The 19,669-nt window shown below is 68.1% G+C and carries 16 protein-coding genes and 4 tRNA genes; 19 read left to right on the top strand and 1 reads right to left on the bottom strand.

What is annotated here, in order from left to right:
• Nucleotides 1-4: 4 nt before the first annotated feature.
• Nucleotides 5-499, bottom strand: coding sequence for a YajQ family cyclic di-GMP-binding protein (locus O7610_RS18315; protein ID WP_281551907.1), 495 nt, complete (start codon nucleotides 497-499; stop codon nucleotides 5-7).
• Between the two features lie 165 nt (nucleotides 500-664).
• Between O7610_RS18315 and O7610_RS18310 the strand changes: the two genes are divergently transcribed.
• From O7610_RS18310 to O7610_RS18220, 19 genes are all read left to right on the top strand, one after another.
• Nucleotides 665-748 (top strand) — tRNA-Tyr (locus tag O7610_RS18310).
• 917 nt (nucleotides 749-1,665) lie between these two features.
• On the top strand, nucleotides 1,666-1,881 hold the full coding sequence (locus O7610_RS18305; protein WP_281551906.1) for a hypothetical protein: 216 nt from the start codon (nucleotides 1,666-1,668) through the stop codon (nucleotides 1,879-1,881).
• 28 nt (nucleotides 1,882-1,909) lie between these two features.
• Nucleotides 1,910-4,435, top strand: coding sequence for a putative bifunctional diguanylate cyclase/phosphodiesterase (locus O7610_RS18300; RefSeq protein WP_281551905.1), 2,526 nt, complete (start codon nucleotides 1,910-1,912; stop codon nucleotides 4,433-4,435).
• Nucleotides 4,436-4,552: 117 nt separating this feature from the next.
• Nucleotides 4,553-4,625, top strand: a tRNA-Thr gene (locus O7610_RS18295).
• A 25-nt stretch (nucleotides 4,626-4,650) separates the two neighbouring features.
• Nucleotides 4,651-4,723 (top strand) — tRNA-Met (locus O7610_RS18290).
• Between the two features lie 134 nt (nucleotides 4,724-4,857).
• A complete protein-coding gene (gene rpmG / locus O7610_RS18285; RefSeq protein WP_046567246.1) occupies nucleotides 4,858-5,025 on the top strand; it encodes a 50S ribosomal protein L33 in 168 nt (55 codons plus the stop codon).
• 63 nt (nucleotides 5,026-5,088) lie between these two features.
• Entirely contained in the window at nucleotides 5,089-5,538 is a 450-nt protein-coding gene (locus O7610_RS18280; RefSeq protein WP_289211394.1) for a MaoC family dehydratase N-terminal domain-containing protein, read from the top strand.
• A gap of 1 nt (nucleotide 5,539) precedes the next feature.
• A complete protein-coding gene (locus O7610_RS18275; protein WP_281551903.1) occupies nucleotides 5,540-5,932 on the top strand; it encodes a MaoC/PaaZ C-terminal domain-containing protein in 393 nt (130 codons plus the stop codon).
• Nucleotides 5,933-6,088: 156 nt separating this feature from the next.
• Nucleotides 6,089-6,161: transfer RNA gene (locus tag O7610_RS18270), tRNA-Trp, on the top strand.
• A 134-nt stretch (nucleotides 6,162-6,295) separates the two neighbouring features.
• Entirely contained in the window at nucleotides 6,296-6,685 is a 390-nt protein-coding gene (secE, locus tag O7610_RS18265) for a preprotein translocase subunit SecE (protein ID WP_289211393.1), read from the top strand.
• A gap of 23 nt (nucleotides 6,686-6,708) precedes the next feature.
• Nucleotides 6,709-7,530 (top strand): transcription termination/antitermination protein NusG, encoded by an 822-nt coding sequence (gene nusG, locus O7610_RS18260; RefSeq protein WP_281551901.1) that lies wholly within the window; start codon nucleotides 6,709-6,711, stop codon nucleotides 7,528-7,530.
• A 238-nt stretch (nucleotides 7,531-7,768) separates the two neighbouring features.
• Complete coding sequence (gene rplK, locus O7610_RS18255) at nucleotides 7,769-8,200, top strand: 50S ribosomal protein L11 (RefSeq protein WP_281551900.1); 432 nt, start codon at nucleotides 7,769-7,771, stop codon at nucleotides 8,198-8,200.
• A 92-nt stretch (nucleotides 8,201-8,292) separates the two neighbouring features.
• Nucleotides 8,293-9,009 carry a 50S ribosomal protein L1 gene (gene rplA / locus O7610_RS18250; protein ID WP_281551899.1) on the top strand — a complete coding sequence of 239 codons (717 nt, stop codon included), beginning with the start codon at nucleotides 8,293-8,295 and terminating at the stop codon, nucleotides 9,007-9,009.
• 334 nt (nucleotides 9,010-9,343) lie between these two features.
• Nucleotides 9,344-9,886 carry a 50S ribosomal protein L10 gene (gene rplJ / locus O7610_RS18245; RefSeq protein ID WP_281551898.1) on the top strand — a complete coding sequence of 181 codons (543 nt, stop codon included), beginning with the start codon at nucleotides 9,344-9,346 and terminating at the stop codon, nucleotides 9,884-9,886.
• Between the two features lie 46 nt (nucleotides 9,887-9,932).
• The gene (gene rplL / locus O7610_RS18240; RefSeq protein WP_123606157.1) at nucleotides 9,933-10,319 is read left to right on the top strand and encodes a 50S ribosomal protein L7/L12; all 387 of its coding nucleotides are present in this window, start codon (nucleotides 9,933-9,935) and stop codon (nucleotides 10,317-10,319) included.
• A 571-nt stretch (nucleotides 10,320-10,890) separates the two neighbouring features.
• A complete protein-coding gene (rpoB, locus tag O7610_RS18235; RefSeq protein WP_278173667.1) occupies nucleotides 10,891-14,322 on the top strand; it encodes a DNA-directed RNA polymerase subunit beta in 3,432 nt (1,143 codons plus the stop codon).
• Nucleotides 14,323-14,408: 86 nt separating this feature from the next.
• The gene (locus O7610_RS18230) at nucleotides 14,409-18,296 is read left to right on the top strand and encodes a DNA-directed RNA polymerase subunit beta' (RefSeq protein WP_281551897.1); all 3,888 of its coding nucleotides are present in this window, start codon (nucleotides 14,409-14,411) and stop codon (nucleotides 18,294-18,296) included.
• Nucleotides 18,297-18,378: 82 nt separating this feature from the next.
• Complete coding sequence (locus tag O7610_RS18225) at nucleotides 18,379-18,744, top strand: hypothetical protein (RefSeq protein WP_281551896.1); 366 nt, start codon at nucleotides 18,379-18,381, stop codon at nucleotides 18,742-18,744.
• Between the two features lie 213 nt (nucleotides 18,745-18,957).
• Nucleotides 18,958-19,332, top strand: coding sequence for a hypothetical protein (locus tag O7610_RS18220; RefSeq protein ID WP_281555729.1), 375 nt, complete (start codon nucleotides 18,958-18,960; stop codon nucleotides 19,330-19,332).
• Nucleotides 19,333-19,669: the final 337 nt, after the last annotated feature.

Raw genomic sequence — 19,669 nt, 5'->3', positions numbered from 1 at the left:
TGAGTCAGCGGTAGTTGGTGAACTGCAGGGCGATGCCGAAGTCCTCCTGCTTGAGCAGCGCGATGACCGCCTGCAGGTCGTCCTTCTTCTTGGCGGTGACGCGCAGCTGGTCGCCCTGGATCTGCGCCTGGACACCCTTGGGTCCGTCGTCGCGGATCTTCTTGCTGATCGCCTTCGCCTTGTCCGACTCGATGCCCTGGATGACCTTGCAGTCGATCTTGTAGGTCTTGCCCGACGAGCGTGGGTCACCGGCGTCCAGCGACTTGAGCGAGATGTTCCGCTTGACCAGCTTCTCCTTGAACACGTCCAGGCTGGCCTTGACCCGCTCCTCGGTCTCCGCCTGCAACGTCACGGCCTCCTCGCCGGACCAGGCGATCTCGGCGCCGGTGCCGCGGAAGTCGAAGCGGGTGGACAGCTCCTTCTCGGTCTGCCGGAGGGCGTTGTCGATCTCCTGCCGGTCGACCTTGCTCACGATGTCGAACGACGGGTTGGCTGCCATGGTCTGCTCCCTGCCAGTGCGGGTCTCGGACGGTGCGCGGGTCTCGGACGGTGTATCGGACGTTGCCGGACAGTTGACTCCCGCTGACGGTACCCGGTTGCGGGAGAGCCCCGTCATGCCGCTATCCTTTCCTGCGTCGCCTCGCGTGACGAGGTGGCACGCCCTGGCGGGTTGCCCGAGCGGCCAATGGGAGCGGACTGTAAATCCGTCGCGAAAGCTACAGAGGTTCGAATCCTCTACCCGCCACCAGGCGCACCAACAGCCCTTGACCTGCACCAACAGGTCAAGGGCTGTTGTCGTACGGGCCGGCGTGCCGTCCCGCCCGGTCCGGCCAGGTCCAGCCGTCCCCGGTTTCCGGGACCAAGGCTCCGGACCCAAGGTGCTCTGCGGACCCAAGGTGCTTCTGCGGACCTGATGCCACAGGTGCATCCTGATGCACCTGTGGCATCAGGCTCGACTGGTGCAGCCGACCCTGGGACTGTGACGCTGCGTCAACTAGTCGGCGCTCATCGTTGCCAGCGGGTCTGGGGGCACGACAGGCCCGCGTGCCCGCCGGCTGGTGGGCACGCGGTGTGTGAACGGGCCATTGAGCGTTCGGCGAGTCGTCGACCCGCACCCCGGGTAGCGTTCTCGGTGGCAGTACACCGTTTGGGCTGCGTTTTCCGAACTGGCGAGTAGCCGCCGACACCGAGCCGTGACCGAAAAGGGTGCCATCGAGTGGTCGGCAGGGCTTAGCGTCGAGACCCGGCGACGGCCGTCGCCGGCTGATGACTCGGTTAGTTGACCCTTATCCCGAATTTTAGTTGCATAAAAGAGCAACAAATCACTTCCTTCGTTGATTCGTAATAAATCCGGCATGTCGGTCATGATATTAGCCCAGTAGCTTCGCTCAGTGCGGGGTTTGCCTAGTGTTCGTGCCTGCCAATCCTCTTCGCGGCGCCACCGGCTGTCGTCGAGCCGGATCACCAGCCGGAGCAGCAGCGGGACGAAAGCCGCAGGGCAAAGCCGCCGCTAAGGTTCTCCTCGTCCGATTGGCTAGGATGGGCGGTGCCGAAGGTGCAGGCCGGCCGCGTCAACCTACCGTTGGTGCGGTCCGGTGTGGCACCATCAGGACTCTGCCCCTCATTCGCGTAACTCATTCGCCTCCTTGGACGGGAGTCTGTAACATGCGTGGACACACGATGGGCCGCCGGCTCGGCAGGGTCGTCGCGGTCGCCGCACTCGGGATTGCTGTCTCGTTCACCGCTGGGACCGCCGCCCAGGCTGCCCAAGCCTGGGTTACGGTCGGTGACGAGGTGCCTGTGGTTTCCCCGGTGGACAAGTACGGCTTCGACGCCATGGTGGATTCGCAGGTCTCGCTCTACGACTTCAGCTGGACCTGATCGCCGCAGCCGACACCAAGGGGATCGAGTGCCAAGGCCACAGGCGATCTCACGGCATTCTTCCAGGCGGGCCTGGTTCGTAACCGGGCCACTCGCTCTGATAGCCGTACTCATCTCTGTGGCCTTGGCCATCAGCCACCCCAATCCGACCGGAGATTGGCCGCTGGGCCTGCTGTTCTTCGGGCTGTTCCTCGCCGCGCACGCGGCAATCTTGCTGTTCGAGGTGCGCCGGCAGTCGTTTACCCTGAACATCGGCGAGATCCCGTTTTTGCTCGGTCTGTTCTTCCTGCCGCCACTTACTCTGATCATCGGTCGGGTGCTGGCAGCCGTGGTCGGTCATCTGAGCCGGCGGCAGCCGCCCGTCAAGTTGTGGTTCAACGTGGCGAACGTGGCCGCCAGCACGTCCATCGCCACCGCGATCGTCGTCAACGCCGACGTGCTCGACGCCGCCGAGCCGCGTACCTGGTTGACGCTGGTCGGGGCGATGATCGCCTGCCAGATCATCACGCTGGTCGCCGTGCTCGTGGTGATCACCCTTGCCCAGGGCCGGTTGTCCACCAAGGAACTCACCACCACGACGGTCCCTGCCCTGGTCGTCGCCTCCATCAACATCACCTTCGGTTTGGTGGTGCTGATCCTGCTGGCGCAGAGCGACTGGGCGCTGATCCTGTTGGTCGCGCTGATCACCTTCTTCGTGCTGGCCTACCGGTCGTACGCGAAATCACTGCGGCAGAACCGCACGCTCTCCGAGATCTACGCGTTGACCCGGGCGATCGCCGACACGCCGCACGACGGGACGATCGTCGACGTACTGCTCAAGCGGGTCCGCGAGGTGCTGCAGTCCGAGTACGCGACACTCTGGCTGCCGAAACAGGGGCGGTATCCCGAGGTGCTGCTGTCCGCGACCGCCGACGGGCAGGGGCTGGTAGACACGGTCGGCGCCCCGGAATCGATCCGTGAACACGTCTTCGAGACCGGAAGTTCCCTGGCCGTCGGCGCGAAGTTCGGCGACGGCCCGTTCGACACCGCACTTCGGAAGTGGGGTGCCAAGGACGCCGTCGTAGTGCCGCTACGAGCCGGTTCCCTGGTGATCGGCTGCCTGGAGGTGTCCGGCCGGCTCGGGGACATCTCCCACTTCGGGCCGGGTGACCTACGGCTGCTGGAGGCGATCGCCGTGCACGCCGCGGTCGCCGTGGAGAACTCGCGCCTGGTCGACCGGCTGCGCTACGACGCGGCCCACGACGGCCTGACCCGGCTGGCCAACCGCCGCCGGCTGACCGCAGCGCTCGACGAGTCGGTGGCCATCCGGACCCCGGGTGAGGTGGTCGCGGTTCTGCTCTTCGACGTCGCCGGGCTGCGACAGGTCAACGAGTCCCTCGGCCACGCGGCCGGGGACAAGGTCCTGGCCGAGGTCGCCCGGCGGCTGCGGGACCGCGCCCCGTCGGCCGCGCTGGTCGGCCGCAGCGGCGGAGACGAGTTCGTGGTCACCCTGCGGATGGAGGCTGCGGAGTACGCCGTACAGCTCGCGGTCGAGCTCCGTGACCAGATTCGCGACCAGATGGTCTTCGGCGCGTTGACCCTGGACGTCGACACCGTGGCCGGTGTCGCGGTACACCCCGACCACGGCAGCGACGCCGCGACACTGCTGCAGCGGGCGGACCTGGCCGCGACGGCGGCGAAGTCGGTGCCCGGCGGCGTCCAGCTGTTCAATCCGGCGTTGGAGTCCCGCTCGGTACGCCGGCTCGGTCTCGCCGGTGACCTGCGGGTCGCGCTCGATGAGATGCAGCTGGAGGTCTACTACCAGCCGAAGGTGACGCTGCACGGCCGCCGGCTGGTCGGGGTCGAGTGCCTGACCCGGTGGGAGCATCCGACGCACGGTTCGGTCTCGCCGGAGGACTTCGTCGCGGTCGCCGAACACACCGGCCAGCTCGGTCGGCTGACCGAGTTCGTGCTGCGCGAAGGGCTGCGCCGCAGCCGGGAGTGGAGCGTCGGTCAGCAGCCGTTGCCGGTGGCCGTCAACCTGTCCGCCCGTACCCTGACCGATCCGGAGTTTCCCGAGCTGGTCCGGACCCTGCTGGATGACGCGCAGGTCGCTCCGGAGCTGCTCACCCTGGAGATCGCCGAGGCCGGTGTGCTGGACGGCACGGACCGGCCGATGCCGACCCTACGGCGGCTGCGTGACCTCGGGGTACGGCTGTCCGTCGACGACTTCGGCACCGGCTACACCTCGCTGGCGCACCTGCGCCGGCTGCCGGTGCACGAGGTGAAGGTCGACCGGTCGTTCGTGCAGGGGATGGCGACCGATCCGGGGGACCTGGCGATCGTCAACGCCGTCGTGACGCTGTCCCAGCAGTTCGGCCTGACCGTGGTGGCCGAAGGGGTGGAGAGCGAACTGACCCTGGAACTGCTGCAGGACATCGGCTGCCAGGTCGGGCAGGGCTTCCTGTTCAGCCGTCCGTTGCCGTACGAGCGGCTGGCCGCCTGGTACGAGGCGCAAACCGACCCGGAGAGCCTGCAGTCCAGCGAGGTTCGTCGGCTGCGGGCAGTGCCCTGATCCCCGACCGGAAGGGCCCTGACCTGCGGCGGCGCAGACGGGCCAAGCTGATTTCACCTCGCGGGCGGGGCCGTGTACTCTTACCCGTGCGCATCCGCCCAGGCGGGTGGGTGTTCGGCCCCCTTAGCTCAGTCGGCAGAGCGTCTCCATGGTAAGGAGAAGGTCTACGGTTCGATTCCGTAAGGGGGCTCAGTGGGTTCCACTGGACCCGTCACGGCGGTGTAGCTCAGGTGGTAGAGCAAACGGCTCATAATCGTTGTGTCGCCGGTTCAAGTCCGGCCACCGCTACGGTCGGCTTCGCGGGTGAGGCCGGTGGTACGAAGTACGGGTGGGCGCCGCAGGCGCCCGCTTTGCATGTCCGCGCTGCCGCAGGCTACGCTGGCACGCTGTAGTTGTTCCGATAGCGAGGAAGGCACCCCGCCGTGGCCAAGGCGACCGACGTCCGTCCAAAGATCACTTTGGCGTGTGTGGAGTGCAAGGAGCGCAACTACATCACGCGGAAGAACCGCCGTAACGACCCGGACCGCATCGAGCTGAAGAAGTTCTGCCCCCGGGACGGCAAGCACACGCTGCACCGCGAGACCCGCTGACCATCGCCGTTCCGGGCGGCCCGCACGTCGTCCGGGTGCCGGCCAGCGGGTAGGTTGCTGCGCATGCCCATGGATCCGTCCTTAGTCGGTCGCAGTTACCCGCCCGGCGGTACGTACCTGGTGGGGCGGGAGAAGATCCGCGAGTTCGCCGTCGCCATCGGGGCCAGCGATGCCGTTCACCACGATCCGGACGTCGCCCGCAAAGCGGGCTATCCGGACGTGGTCGCGCCACCGACCTTCCCGGTAGCGGTCACCATGTCCTCGTCCGAGCGGGTGATCTCCGATCCCGATCTCGCGATCGACTACAGCCGGGTGGTGCACGGCGACCAGCGGTTCCGGTACGTCCGCCCAGTGGTCGCCGGCGACGAACTGGTGTGCACCGACACCATCGAGGAGATCATGTCCCGTGGCGGACACGACTTCCTGACCGTCCGTACCGAGATCGCCACTGTGGCCACCGGTGAGCCGGTGGTCACCGTCTGGATGAAGCTGGTCGTCCGGGGGGAGGACTGAGATGGAGCTGACTCCGCAACGGTTCCGGGTCACCCGGTCCGACCTCGTCCGCTACGCCGGGGCCTCCGGCGACTTCAACCCCATCCACTGGAGCGACCGGTTCGCCACCGGGGTCGGCCTGCCAGGTGTCATCGCCCACGGCATGCTCACCATGGCGTTGGCCGGGCGCGCGGTGACGCAGTGGGCCGGATCGGCGGACGCGGTGGTCGAGTACTCGGTCCGGTTCACCCGCCCGGTGGTGGTGCCGGACGACGACGAGGGCACCGAGGTCGAGGTGACCGGCGTGGTCAAGGGCACCACCGAGGACGGGTTGACCCGCATCGACGTGACGGCCGTCTGCGCCGGCGAAAAGGTGCTCAGCCAGGCCCGGGCACTGGTCCGTACCCCGCGCTGACGGCCGGTGGTACCGGCCCGGGTACGCGCGGTGCCGGTACCGGTTGGGAAAGTGGTGGCTCTACCCGTACACTGGTCCGCCGTGGGGCCTGTGACCCCTGTTCAGTCCTGCGTGGCCGTGCGCCCCGCGGGGTTGGGTGGGGTTGCCGACCCGCACAGGGGTGTAGCTCAATTGGCAGAGCAGCGGTCTCCAAAACCGCAGGCTGCAGGTTCAAGTCCTGTCACCCCTGCGCCCAAGGCCTGACCGACCCGGTGGGTCGGCTGCCGTCCCCGTTGGCGGCCGTCCCGCAAGGGGAATGGCCGACGTGCACGACGCAGCGCGTCTGACCTGGCGCGCGACCCGACCACCGCGACGGAGGGCGAGATGGCCGAGAGGAACCGGCGTGGCGATGACGCCGCGGACGACCGCCCCGAGGACGAGTCGATCGACGAGACGTCGGTCGAGGACGAGGTCGACGACGAGGAGCCGGCGGCACGGGGTGGCACGGCCACCCGGAGCAGGGCCAAGGCGGAGTCGTCCGAGGGACGACCTAAGGCGAAGGCCGAGGCCGGGGTGGGGTTTTTCGGACGGATCATCCGGTTCGTCCGCGAAGTGGTCGCCGAGCTGCGTAAGGTCATCTGGCCGACTCGTAAGGAGTTGCTGACCTACACCGCCGTGGTGGTCGTGTTCATCGCGGTCATGCTGACCATCGTGGCCGGGCTGGACTTCGTGTTCGCCAAAGGTGTGCTGTGGGTATTCGGCAACCCCAGCTGATTTTGTGACGGAAGTGAGCAAGCGTGCCTGAGTACGACGAGACCGCCAGCGTCACCGACGACCAGTCGACGGTGGCCACGGCGGCGGCTGATGAGTCGGTTGAGGCCGCCAGCGCACCACCGGTCCCCGCTGCCGGGGCGGACGAGCCCCCGGCCGACGCCAACGGCTCCGCCGTCGGGCCAGACAGTCCGGACAGTCCGGACAGTTCTGCGGCCGACGTCGCCGAACCCGTCGCCGTGGCCGACGACGAGGAGTTCGACCCGGTCGCCGAGCTGCGGCAGAAGCTGCGCTACGCGCCAGGTGACTGGTACGTGGTGCACTCGTACGCCGGCTACGAGAACAAGGTCAAGACCAACCTCGAGACCCGGATCACCAGCCTCGACATGGAGGAGTACATCTTCCAGGTCGAGGTGCCGACCCGGGAGGAGGTCGAGGTCAAGAACGGCAAGCGGCTCCAGGTGCAGAACAAGGTCTTCCCCGGCTACATCCTGGTCCGGATGGACCTCACCCCGGAGTCGTACTCCTGCGTGCGTAACACCCCGGGCGTCACCGGCTTCGTCGGGGCGACCGACCGGGCCGACCGGCCGGCGCCGTTGTCGCTCAACGAGGTGCTCAAGTGGCTCGTCCCGGCGGTGACGGCCGAGCCCAAGAAGGCCAAGCCCGAGGTCAAGGTGCTGGACTTCGAGGTCGGCGACTCGGTCACCGTTACCGACGGCGCGTTCGCCTCGTTGCCGGCCACGATCAGCGAGATCAACGCCGACCAGCAGAAGCTGAAGGTGCTGGTGTCGATCTTCGGCCGGGAGACCCCGGTGGAGCTGAACTTCAACCAGGTCGCCAAGATCTGACTCCGGCACAGCCGGGCCTGCGGTTCTCCGCGCCTGCGTAACCCCTGCGGCACACCGACGGCGGCAACCCCAGCTGGGCTGCCGCCGTCAGCTGCGCTAACCTAGAACGTCGGCCCTGGGCCGCGCCTGACCGTGCGCGCGTGTCGAGGGCTCGCCAGCCCGTGCCGGACGACGGCCAGTCGCCGGTGACGTCCCGCAGATCCGGTGCGGAACACCAGATCAAGCCCCAGGAAGTGACATGCCTCCGAAGAAGAAGCTCGTCAAGACGTTCACGCTGCAGTTGCCGGCGGGTCAGGCCACCCCGGCACCGCCGGTCGGTCCGGCGCTGGGTCAGCACGGCGTGAACATCATGGAGTTCTGCAAGACGTACAACGCGCAGACCGAATCCCAGCGGGGCGACATCGTGCCCGCTGAGATCAGCGTGTACGAGGACCGGTCCTTCACCTTCGTGCTGAAGACCCCGCCCGCTGCCCGGCTGCTGCTCAAGGCCGCCGGGATCCAGAAGGGCTCGGGTGTGCCGCACACCACCAAGGTCGGCCAGGTGACCACCGCCCAGCTGCGGGAGATCGCCGAGAAGAAGATGGCCGACCTCAACGCGAACAGCATCGAGCAGGCGGAGAAGATCATCACCGGGACCGCCCGGTCGATGGGCATCACCGTCAAGGAGTGACCGTCCCGACCCGCGACTGCGGGTCGGAGCCGACCGACGTGGGAGGGCGCGCGCACGGCGTCGCCCGCCAGTGACCACAGGAGCCAGAGACAATGCAGCGCAGCAAGAACTACCGCAAGGCCACCGAGCAGATCGACCGGACGAAGCTGTACGCCCCGGCCGAGGCGGTGAAGTTGGCCAAGGAGACGAGCTCGTCGAAGTTCGACGCCACGGTCGAGGTCGCGATGCGCCTCGGCATCGACCCGCGCAAGGCGGACCAGATGGTCCGCGGCACGGTCAACCTGCCGCACGGTACGGGCAAGACGGCCCGAGTGATCGTCTTCGCCGCTGGGGCGAAGGCGGAGGAGGCCGTCGCCGCCGGCGCGGACGAGGTCGGCACCGATGAGCTGGTTGCCCGGATTCAGGGCGGCTGGCTGGACTTCGACGCGGCGATCGCCACCCCGGACCAGATGGCGAAGATCGGCCGGATCGCGCGGATCCTGGGCCCGCGCGGCCTGATGCCGAACCCGAAGACCGGTACGGTCACCATGGACGTGACCAAGGCCGTCTCGGACATCAAGGGCGGCAAGATCGCCTTCCGGGTGGACAAGCACTCCAACCTGCACCTGATCATCGGGAAGGCCTCGTTCGGCGAGGCCCAGCTGATCGACAACTACGCGGCCGTACTCGACGAGGTGCTGCGGGCCAAGCCGTCCGCGGCCAAGGGCAAGTACCTCAGGAAGGTCGTGCTGACCACCACCATGGGGCCGGGCGTACCGGTGGACCCGAACGTGGTCAAGGACCTGCACGAGGCGACCAGCGAAGGCTGAGCGGTCCAGATCGACTGACGGTGGGGGCGGGGTCCGGCGGACCCCGCCCCCACCGCCGTGCCGGGCGAATTTGGTGCCTGCCGCTGCGGTGCCGTACGCTTGCCCTATCCACACCCAAAGACCGCTGGTCACCGTGCCTCGGCACGGTTGAAGGTCCCGTTTTCACGGGCGGCCCGCGCAGGGGCGGAACGGACGATGAGTCATCGCCGTCGGCTGACGGCTGTCTCGCCCCGTGCGCCCTGCGCCCGGGGCGTTTTTCGTGGGCGCGGGATCTTCCCGGCCGGCCGGCCATCCGCCGGCCGACCGCCAGCCTGGAGCACCAGAGAGGAGGGACATGGCGGACAAGCCGGTTCGTGCCGACAAGGCGACTGCGGTCGCCGACCTGACCGAACGGTTCCGTGAATCGGGTGCCACGGTGCTCACCGAGTACCGGGGTCTCACCGTCGCCCAGCTGACCCAGCTGCGCCGTTCGCTGGGGCAGAGCGCGACCTACTCGGTGGCGAAGAACACCCTGGCCAAGCGGGCCGCGTCGGACGCGGGTATCGACGGACTCGACGCGCTGTTCACCGGTCCTACCGCGCTCACCTTCGTCTCCGGCGACGTGGTCGAGGCCGCGAAGGGCCTGCGCGACTTCGCCAAGGCCAACCCGATGCTGGTCATCAAGGGCGGGGTCTTCGAGGGGCGCGCGATCACCGCGACCGAGGTCAACAAGTTGGCCGACCTCGAGTCCCGCGAGGTGCTGCTGGCCAAGCTGGCCGGTGGCATGAAGGCGAACCTGAGCAAGGCCGCGGCCGTGCTGCAGGCCCCGCTGTCGAAGACCGCCCGCCTGGCGGCAGCGCTGCAGGACAAGCGCGAATCCGAGGGTACGCAGGCCTGACCCGCCAGCGCCCCGTCAACGTACTCAATTCGAAAGGAAGCCGACCATGGCGAAGCTCAGCACCGACGAGCTGCTCGACGCGTTCAAGGAGATGACGCTGATCGAGCTCTCGGAGTTCGTGAAGCAGTTCGAGGAGACCTTCGACGTGACCGCCGCCGCGCCGGTGGCCGTCGCGGCCGCTGGTGGCCCGGCCGCCGCACCGGCCGAGGCCGAGCCGGAGAAGGACGAGTTCGACGTCATCCTCGACGCGGACGGTGGCAAGAAGATTCAGGTCATCAAGGTGGTCCGGGAGCTGACCGGCCTCGGCCTCAAGGAGGCCAAGGACCTGGTCGAGGCCGCGCCGAAGGCGGTCCTGGAGAAGGCCAACAAGGAGACCGCCGACAAGGCCAAGGCCAAGCTGGAGGCGGAGGGCGCCAAGGTCACCCTCAAGTGACCTGACCCACACCGAGGTTGGTTGCGGGCGGCGATCCCCCACGGGGGTTGCCGCCCGTTTCCGTTCGCACACCCGGTGCGACTGCCCGATGATCAGGGCATTTCGCCCTTGGCCGGGTCGACGGGCTGCCCGGTCGGCCGGCAACCGGCTGACGTAGTGGGCGATCTCCCCGTACGACAGGCCTTGACGCGGCACGGACCGGCAGGCACGCTGACTACAGCAAGCTGTTTCATGGGCTTGCGACGGCCAAAGCTGGGTAATGGCACCAGCAGCGGGTCGCCGGATCGGGAGACCGGTCAGGGTCCCGGTGTTCGCCAGCCCCCACCAGGCTCCGTGGGAACGCCGCGTTCCGAGCGGTACGGAGGCACCGGTCCCGGTCGCCCCGACCAGCTCCGCGACGTCCTTCGGCGTCGGGCTGGACAGCGGTTAGCCGCTCGGCTACACTGCTAGTTTGCGCTGCCTTCCGACTTGCCTCGCGCCCGGAATGTCCGATCCTGGATATTTTGACCGAGGTTCTTTGGAGTGCGCGCGAAACAGCCGTCTGCAGCACCGGTCCTCGGAAGGACGCATCTTGGCAGCTTCCCGCCCTGCGAAGACCAGTCGTACGTCGAGCGCTTTCGCTCCTCGCCGAATCTCATTCGGCCGGATCACCGAACACCTCGAGGTCCCCAACCTTCTCTCCATCCAGACCGAGTCGTTCGACTGGCTGGTGGGCAACGAGGCTTGGCAGGGCCGGTCGGCTGACGACCCGCACGCACGATCCGGCCTCGCGGAGATCCTCGACGAGATCAGTCCCATTGAGGACTTTTCCGGCACCATGTCGCTCTCCTTCTCCAGCCCGCGCTTCGACGAGGTCAAGGCCTCGATCGAGGAGTGCAAGGAGAAGGACCTGACCTACTGCGCGCCGCTCTTCGTCACTGCGGAATTCACCAACAACACCACCGGCGAGATCAAGAGCCAGACGGTGTTCATGGGTGACTTCCCGATGATGACGCCCAAGGGCACCTTCATCATCAACGGCACCGAGCGCGTGGTGGTCAGCCAGCTCGTCCGGTCCCCGGGCGTGTACTTCGACAAGCAGCCGGACAAGACCTCCGACCGCGACCTGTCCAGCGTCAAGGTGATCCCTAGCCGGGGTGCCTGGCTGGAGTTCGACATCGACAAGCGCGACACCGTCGGTGTCCGCATCGACCGTAAGCGGCGTCAGGCCGTCACCGTCCTGCTCAAGGCCATCGGTTGGTCCGCCGACCGAATCCGGGAGCGGTTCGGCTGGTCCGAGCTGATGATGACCACCCTGGAGAAGGACCACATCGCCGGGGTGGACGAGGCGCTGCTCGACATCTACCGCAAGCTCCGTCCCGGTGAGCCGCCGACCCGCGAGAACGCGCAGACGCTGCTCGACAACCTGTTCTTCAACCCCAAGCGGTACGACGTCGCCAAGGTCGGCCGGTACAAGTTCAACAAGAAGCTCAACCTCGACGTCCCGATCAACTCCGGGACGCTCACCGAGGACGACATCGTCGCCACCGTCGAGTACCTCTGCCGGCTGCACGCCGGTGAGGAGGGCTACGAAGCCGACGACATCGACCACTTCGGCAACCGGCGGCTGCGTACCGTCGGCGAGCTGATCCAGAACCAGGTACGGGTCGGCCTGTCCCGGATGGAGCGGGTCGTCCGTGAGCGGATGACCACGCAGGATGTCGAGGCCATCACGCCGCAGACCCTGATCAACATCCGCCCGGTGGTGGCGGCGATCAAGGAGTTCTTCGGCACCTCTCAGCTGTCCCAGTTCATGGACCAGACCAACCCGCTGGCCGGGTTGACCCACCGCCGGCGGCTCAGCGCGCTCGGCCCGGGTGGTCTGTCCCGGGAGCGGGCCGGCTTCGAGGTCCGTGACGTGCACCCGTCGCACTACGGCCGGATGTGCCCGATCGAGACCCCGGAAGGCCCGAACATCGGTCTGATCGGGGCGTTGTCCACCTTCGGGCGGGTCAACCCGTTCGGCTTCATCGAGACCCCGTACCGCAAGGTCATCGACGGCCGGGTCACCGACCAGATCGACTACCTGACCGCGGACGAGGAGGACCGGTTCGTCAAGGCGCAGGCCAACGCGCCGCTGATGGCCGACGGCACCTTCGCCGAGGACCGGGTCCTGGTCCGACGCAAGGGCGGTGAGGTCGACTTCGTCCCGCCGGCCGCCGTCGACTACATGGACGTCTCACCGCGGCAGATGGTCTCCGTCGCCACCGCGATGATTCCGTTCCTGGAGCACGACGACGCCAACCGGGCGCTGATGGGCGCCAACATGCAGCGCCAGGCGGTGCCGCTGGTCAAGGCGGAGTCCCCGCTGGTCGGCACCGGCATGGAGTACCGTGCTGCGGTCGACGCCGGCGACGTGGTGATCGCCGAGTCCGGCGGCGTGGTCGAGGACCTGTGCGCCGACTACGTCACCGTGCACCAGGACGACGGCCACCGTCGGACGTACCTGCTGCACAAGTTCCGTCGCTCCAACGCCGGCTCCTGCGTCAACCAGAAGCCGACCGTCTTCGAGGGCGACCGGGTCGAGGCCGGCCAGGTCATCGCGGACGGCCCGTGCACCGACGACGGCGAGATGGCCCTCGGCCGCAACCTGCTCGTGGCGTTCATGCCGTGGGAGGGTTACAACTACGAGGACGCCATCATCCTGTCCCAGCGGCTGGTGCAGCAGGACGTGCTCACCTCGATCCACATCGAGGAGCACGAGGTCGACGCCCGGGACACCAAGCTCGGCCCGGAGGAGATCACCCGCGACATCCCGAACGTCAGCGAGGAGATGCTCGCCGACCTCGACGAGCGCGGCATCATCCGGATCGGCGCCGAGGTGGTTCCCGGTGACATCCTGGTCGGTAAGGTCACCCCGAAGGGTGAGACCGAGCTGACCCCGGAGGAGCGGCTGCTGCGGGCGATCTTCGGCGAGAAGGCCCGGGAGGTCCGGGACACCTCGCTGAAGGTGCCGCACGGCGAGACCGGCACGGTGATCGGCGTACGGACCTTCTCCCGCGACGACGGCGACGAGTTGCCGCCCGGCGTCAACGAGCTGGTCCGGGTCTACGTCGCGCAGAAGCGGAAGATCCAGGACGGTGACAAGCTCGCCGGCCGGCACGGCAACAAGGGCGTCATCTCCAAGATCCTGCCGGTCGAGGACATGCCGTTCCTCTCCGACGGCACCCCGGTCGACATCGTGCTCAACCCGCTCGGTGTGCCGGGCCGGATGAACATCGGCCAGATCCTGGAGACCCACCTCGGGTGGGTGGCCAAGACCGGGTGGAAGGTCGAGGGCGACGACGCCGAGTGGAAGGCCGCGCTGCGTGCCATCGGCTCGGACGACGCCGAGCCGGACACCAACGTCGCGACCCCGGTCTTCGACGGTGTCCGCGAGGAGGAGATCACCGGCCTACTGGGCAGCACCCTGCCCAACCGGGACGGCGTGCAGCTGATCGGCAGCTCGGGCAAGGCCCAGCTGTTCGACGGGCGCTCCGGTGAGCCGTTGCCGGACGCGATCGCGGTCGGCTACATCTACATCCTCAAGCTCAACCACCTGGTGGACGACAAGATCCACGCGCGGTCGACCGGCCCGTACTCCATGATCACCCAGCAGCCGCTCGGCGGTAAGGCGCAGTTCGGCGGCCAGCGCTTCGGTGAGATGGAGTGCTGGGCGATGCAGGCCTACGGCGCCGCCTACGCCCTGCAGGAGCTGCTCACCATCAAGTCGGACGACGTCCTGGGCCGGGTCAAGGTCTACGAGGCGATCGTCAAGGGCGAGAACATCCCCGAGCCGGGCATCCCGGAGTCGTTCAAGGTGCTGCTCAAGGAGCTGCAGTCGCTGTGCCTCAACGTCGAGGTGCTGTCCAGCGACGGCGTGGCCCTGGAGATGCGCGAGACCGACGACGAGGTGTTCCGGGCCGCGGAGGAACTCGGTATCGACCTGTCCCGGCGGGAGCCGAGCTCGGTCGAGGAAGTGTGAGGCGCGGTCGGCGGCCCTGACCCCAGGGCCGCCGACCGGGGCCCCGTGAACCAGCAGTAGCGACGACGACATAGGGGACACGAAACGTGCTCGACGTCAACTTCTTCGACGAGTTGCGCATCGGTCTCGCCACCGCCGACGACATTCGTCAGTGGTCCCACGGCGAGGTCAAGAAGCCCGAGACGATCAACTACCGCACCCTCAAGCCGGAGAAGGACGGGCTCTTCTGCGAGAAGATCTTCGGCCCGCAGCGGGACTGGGAGTGCTACTGCGGCAAGTACAAGCGCGTCCGCTTCAAGGGCATCATCTGTGAGCGGTGCGGCGTCGAGGTGACCCGATCCAAGGTCCGTCGTGAGCGGATGGGGCACATCGAGCTCGCCGCCCCGGTCACCCACATCTGGTACTTCAAGGGCGTCCCGAGCCGGCTCGGCTACCTGCTCGACCTGGCGCCGAAGGACCTGGAAAAGATCATCTACTTCGCGTCGTACGTTGTGACCGGGGTCGACGCCGAGGCGCGCCACCGCGACATGTCGACGATCGAGAACGAGATCTTCGCGGAGAAGCGCCAGTCGGAGAACAGCCGCGACTCGGAGATCGAGAAGCGGGCCGCCAAGCTGGAGGCCGACCTGGCCGAGCTGGAGGCCGAGGGCGCCAAGGCCGACGTACGCCGCAAGGTCAAGGAGTCCGGCGAGCGGGAGATGCGCCAGATCCGCGACCGGGCGCAGCGGGAGATCGACCGGCTCGACGAGGTGCTGGACACCTTCCGCAAGCTGGAGCCGAAGCAGCTGGTCACCGACGAGCTGCTGTACCGGGAGCTGCGCGACCGGTTCGGTGAGTACTTCACCGGCGGGATGGGCGCCGAGGCGATCAAGACCCTGCTGCAGCACATGGACCTGGACGCCGAGGCGGACAACCTGCGGGAGATCATCCGCAGCGGCAAGGGCCAGCGCAAGATCCGGGCCTTGAAGCGGCTCAAGGTGGTCGCCGCGTTCCTCAGCACCCGGAACTCGCCCGGGGGCATGGTCCTGGACTGCGTACCGGTGATCCCGCCGGACCTGCGCCCGATGGTGCAGCTCGACGGTGGCCGGTTCGCCACCAGCGACCTCAACGACCTGTACCGCCGGGTGATCAACCGGAACAACCGGCTCAAGCGGCTGATCGACCTGGGCGCACCCGAGATCATCGTCAACAACGAGAAGCGGATGCTGCAGGAGGCCGTCGACGCGTTGTTCGACAACGGTCGTCGCGGCCGGCCGGTCACCGGCCCGGGTAACCGTCCGCTGAAGTCGCTGTCCGACATGCTCAAGGGCAAGCAGGGCCGGTTCCGGCAGAACCTGCTCGGCAAGCGGGTCGACTACTCCGGCCGGTCGGTCATCGTCGTCGGTCCCAAGCTGAAGCTGCACCAGTGCGGTCTGCCCAAGCAGATGGCGCTCGAGCTGTTCAAGCCGTTCGTCATGAAGCGGCTGGTCGACCTCAACCACGCGCAGAACATCAAGTCCGCCAAGCGGATGGTCGAGCGGCAGCGGCCGGTGGTGTGGGACGTGCTCGAAGAGGTCATCTCCGAGCACCCGGTGCTGCTCAACCGGGCACCGACCCTGCACCGGCTGGGCATCCAGGCGTTCGAGCCGCAGCTGGTCGAGGGCAAGGCGATCCAGATCCACCCGTTGGTCTGCACCGCCTTCAACGCCGACTTCGACGGTGACCAGATGGCGGTGCACGTACCGCTGTCGGCCGAGGCGCAGGCCGAGGCCCGGATCCTGATGCTGTCGTCGAACAACATTCTCAAGCCGTCCGACGGCAAGCCGGTGACCATGCCGACCCAGGACATGATCATCGGGCTGTACCACCTCACCCACCGGACCGAGGGCCTGATCGGGGAGGGCCGGGTGTTCAGCTCGGACGCCGAGGCCCGGATGGCGTTCGACAACGGCGAACTGCACCTGCAGTCGCCGGTCCGGATCCGGCTGCACGGCGTGGTCGAGGTCGACAACGGCGCCGGCGCGTCGCGTTGGGTAGCACCCGAGGAGTGGCAGCCGGGTACGCCGCTGATCGTCGACACCACCCTCGGTCGGGTGCTGTTCAACGAGGTCATGCCGGTCGGCTACCGGTTCGTCAACTACGAGGTCCGCAAGAGCCAGCTGTCGGCGATCGTCAACGACCTGGCCGAGCGGTTCCCGAAGGTGGCCCTCGCCGCGACCCTGGACGGGCTCAAGGAGGCCGGCTACCACTGGGCCACCTGGTCCGGTGTGACCATCGGCATGCAGGACGTCGTCGCACCGCCGCACAAGCAGGAGACCCTGGAGCGGTACGAGGCGGAGGCCGCCCGGATCGACAAGCAGTACCAGCGTGGTCTGATGACCGGCGAAGAGCGGCGCGGCGAGCTGATCGAGATCTGGACCAAGGCGACCAACGAGATCGCCAAGGACCTGGAGACCTCGCTGCCGCACGAGAACCCGCTGTGGAAGATGATCCACTCGGGTGCTCGAGGCAACCTGCTGCAGCTGCGCCAGATCGCGGCGATCCGTGGCCTGGTGGCCAACCCGAAGGGCGAGATCATTCCGCGGCCGATCAAGTCGAGCTACCGGGAGGGTCTGTCGGTACTGGAGTACTTCATCTCCACCCACGGTGCCCGTAAGGGTCTCGCCGACACCGCCCTGCGGACCGCCGACTCCGGTTACCTGACCCGTCGACTGGTCGACGTGTCGCAGGACGTCATCATCCGCGAGGAGGACTGCGGCACCGACCGGGCGATCACCATGCAGGTCGGTGAGCGGCTCGACGGCAAGCTGGTGGTGCACGAATTCGCCGAGACCGGCGTGCACGCCCGGACCCTCGCCGAGGACATCAAGGGCGCCGACGGCGAGGTCGTGGTCGAGCGCGGCGCGGACCTCAACTCGATCCTGGTGGACAAGCTGGTCGCCGCCGGGGTGGAGAACGTGCGGGTACGCAGCGTGCTCACCTGCGAGTCCAAGCTGGGCGTCTGCGGTGCCTGCTACGGGCGTTCCCTGCCCACCGGCAAGACGGTGGACATCGGCGAGGCGGTCGGCATCATCGCCGCCCAGTCGATCGGTGAGCCGGGCACCCAGCTGACGATGCGGACCTTCCACACCGGTGGTGTCGCCGGTGAGGACATCACCCAGGGTCTGCCCCGGGTGCAGGAGATCTTTGAAGCCCGGGTGCCGAAGGGCAAGGCGCCGATCGCCGACACCCCGGGCCGGGTGCGGATCGAGGACGGCGAACGGTCCCGGAAGATCGTCGTCATCCCGGACGACGGCAGCGACGAGATCGTCCACGACAAGGTCTCCAAGCGGGTCCGGCTGCGGGTGCACGACGGTGACCACGTCACCGTCGGCGAGAAGCTCACCGAGGGCACCATCGATCCGCACGAACTGCTGCGGATCCTCGGCCCGCGGGCGGTCCAGGTCCACCTGACCCAGGAGGTCCAGGAGGTCTACCGCTCGCAGGGTGTGCTGATCCACGACAAGCACATCGAGATCATCATCCGGCAGATGCTCAAGCGGGTGACGGTCATCGACTCCGGCGGCACCGAACTGCTGCCCGGTGTGCTCGTCGACCGCGCGGTCTTCGAGTCGGAGAACCGCCGGCTCGTCTCCGAAGGCGGCGAGCCCGCCGCCGGTCGGCCGATGCTCATGGGTATCACCAAGGCGTCGCTGGCCACCGACTCCTGGCTCTCGGCGGCCTCCTTCCAGGAGACCACCCGGGTGCTGACCGACGCGGCGATCAACGCCCGCAGCGACTCGCTGATCGGCCTCAAGGAGAACGTGATCATCGGTAAGCTCATCCCGGCCGGTACCGGCATCAGCAAGTACCGCAACATCCGGGTCGAGCCAACCGAGGAAGCGAAGGCGAAGGTCTACTCGATGACCGGCTACCCGGAGACCGACTACGGGTTCGGGCCGGCCAGCGGGCAGGCCGTACCGCTGGACGACTTCGATTTCGGTTCCTACCGCTGATCAGCGGCAGGTACGACTGTCCGGGCGCCTGTCCCACCGCGACCGCGGTGGGACAGGCGCCTTCAGCTTGTAGGCTGGCACCGTGCAGGTGACCCCGGTGCCCCAGGCCGCGCACCCGACGCCACGGCATCCGGCGGACCCCGACCCGGTGCGGTCCACCAAGGCCGGAGCCGTCTTCGCGCTCGGGTTGGTCGCGGCGCTCACCGGGCTGCTGGTCGGCGGCGTGGTGCCGGCCGTGGTGGCGCTGCTGCTGGCCAACCAGGCACGCCGGGAGGCGTACTCGTCGCGGGGTTACCTGACCGGGACGGGCTGGCTGCGCCGCGGCGAACGGCTGGCCTGGACGGGCCTGCTCCTCGCCGTCGTGACGCTGACCCTGGCGCTGGTACTCGGCATCTTCGACTGGGCCACCGGTCCGGTCGGACAGGACTTCGACCCCGGCATCGACTGACCGCTGCGGCACCCGGTCGGCCCGGGCGACCGGGTCGAGTCACCGGCTGGTCACGGACGACCGGCTGGGCCGGTCGCAGGACGAGGAGGAGCGCAGGTGACCCAGTTCCCGGGGTACGGGACCGCAACGTCGCCGGCCGGGCCGCCGCCCGGTGCCCGACCGGTGGCCCCGCCACCGCCGGAGGGACGGCTGTCGCCACGGCGGGTGGAGCCGGTGCCCGGCACGAGTTTCGGGCTGGTGCACCTGGAGGTACCGCCGGTGGTGTCCGGCCTGGCGGTGACGTCGTTGATCGCCGGGGTCATCTCGGTGCTGGTGTCGTTCACCGTCGGCTGCCTGGGCATGGCCGGCGCAGACGGCGGCTGGGGCGGTTGGGCTGCCGGGGCGTTCACCCTGCTCGGTGTCGCCTTCGGGGCCGCAGCCGTCGGTCTGGGCCTGCTCGGGCTGCGCCAGGTCCGGCAGACCGCGCCACCGCCGGCGGTGCGGTTCACCGGCCGCGGTCTGGCGATCGCCGGGATCAGTTGCGGCGGGGTGGGGCTGGCGGTGACCCTGTTCAGCTTCGCCGTCGCGCTCCTGCTGGTCGCCGCCTGACCATCGGTAGGAGCATCCGGCTGGGGCCAGTACGCCGCCCGCCGGGCCGGCACCCGGGCGAACCGGTACACTTGGTGATCGGAGCGGTCCGCTGCGGGCGGAGCAGACAGACGGCCGATCCGAGTCCGGGGTTCGGGTTCCGAGATTGTGAAGCCGGGGTCAGGAGTTCGGTGCCGCCGTTTTGACCTGCGCGCGCGTGGTGGGTACTCTACCCTCTTGTGCCCGGCCTGCCCGGGCAAGTCGTGCGTGCGCCCGATCCGGGCCGGCGGCCCGATCTGGGTCGATGGTCAACGGGCAGCGCAACGGCGAAGTGCAGATTCCGGTGGTTGACAGCTGA

This window comes from Solwaraspora sp. WMMA2065, assembly GCF_030345075.1.
Classification (GTDB): Bacteria; Actinomycetota; Actinomycetes; order Mycobacteriales; family Micromonosporaceae; genus Micromonospora_E.
This window is presented reverse-complemented; position numbering and strand designations above follow the sequence as displayed.

Coding starts and splice junctions, on each gene's coding strand:
- O7610_RS18305 (WP_281551906.1), top strand. CDS start 1,666: ATGCGTGGACACACGATGGGCCGCCGGCTCGGCAGGGTCGTCGCGGTC.
- O7610_RS18315 (WP_281551907.1), bottom strand. CDS start 499: ATGGCAGCCAACCCGTCGTTCGACATCGTGAGCAAGGTCGACCGGCAG.
- rplJ (WP_281551898.1), top strand. CDS start 9,344: ATGGCGGACAAGCCGGTTCGTGCCGACAAGGCGACTGCGGTCGCCGAC.
- secE (WP_289211393.1), top strand. CDS start 6,296: ATGGCCGAGAGGAACCGGCGTGGCGATGACGCCGCGGACGACCGCCCC.
- O7610_RS18280 (WP_289211394.1), top strand. CDS start 5,089: ATGCCCATGGATCCGTCCTTAGTCGGTCGCAGTTACCCGCCCGGCGGT.
- O7610_RS18275 (WP_281551903.1), top strand. CDS start 5,540: ATGGAGCTGACTCCGCAACGGTTCCGGGTCACCCGGTCCGACCTCGTC.
- rplK (WP_281551900.1), top strand. CDS start 7,769: ATGCCTCCGAAGAAGAAGCTCGTCAAGACGTTCACGCTGCAGTTGCCG.
- rplL (WP_123606157.1), top strand. CDS start 9,933: ATGGCGAAGCTCAGCACCGACGAGCTGCTCGACGCGTTCAAGGAGATG.
- rplA (WP_281551899.1), top strand. CDS start 8,293: ATGCAGCGCAGCAAGAACTACCGCAAGGCCACCGAGCAGATCGACCGG.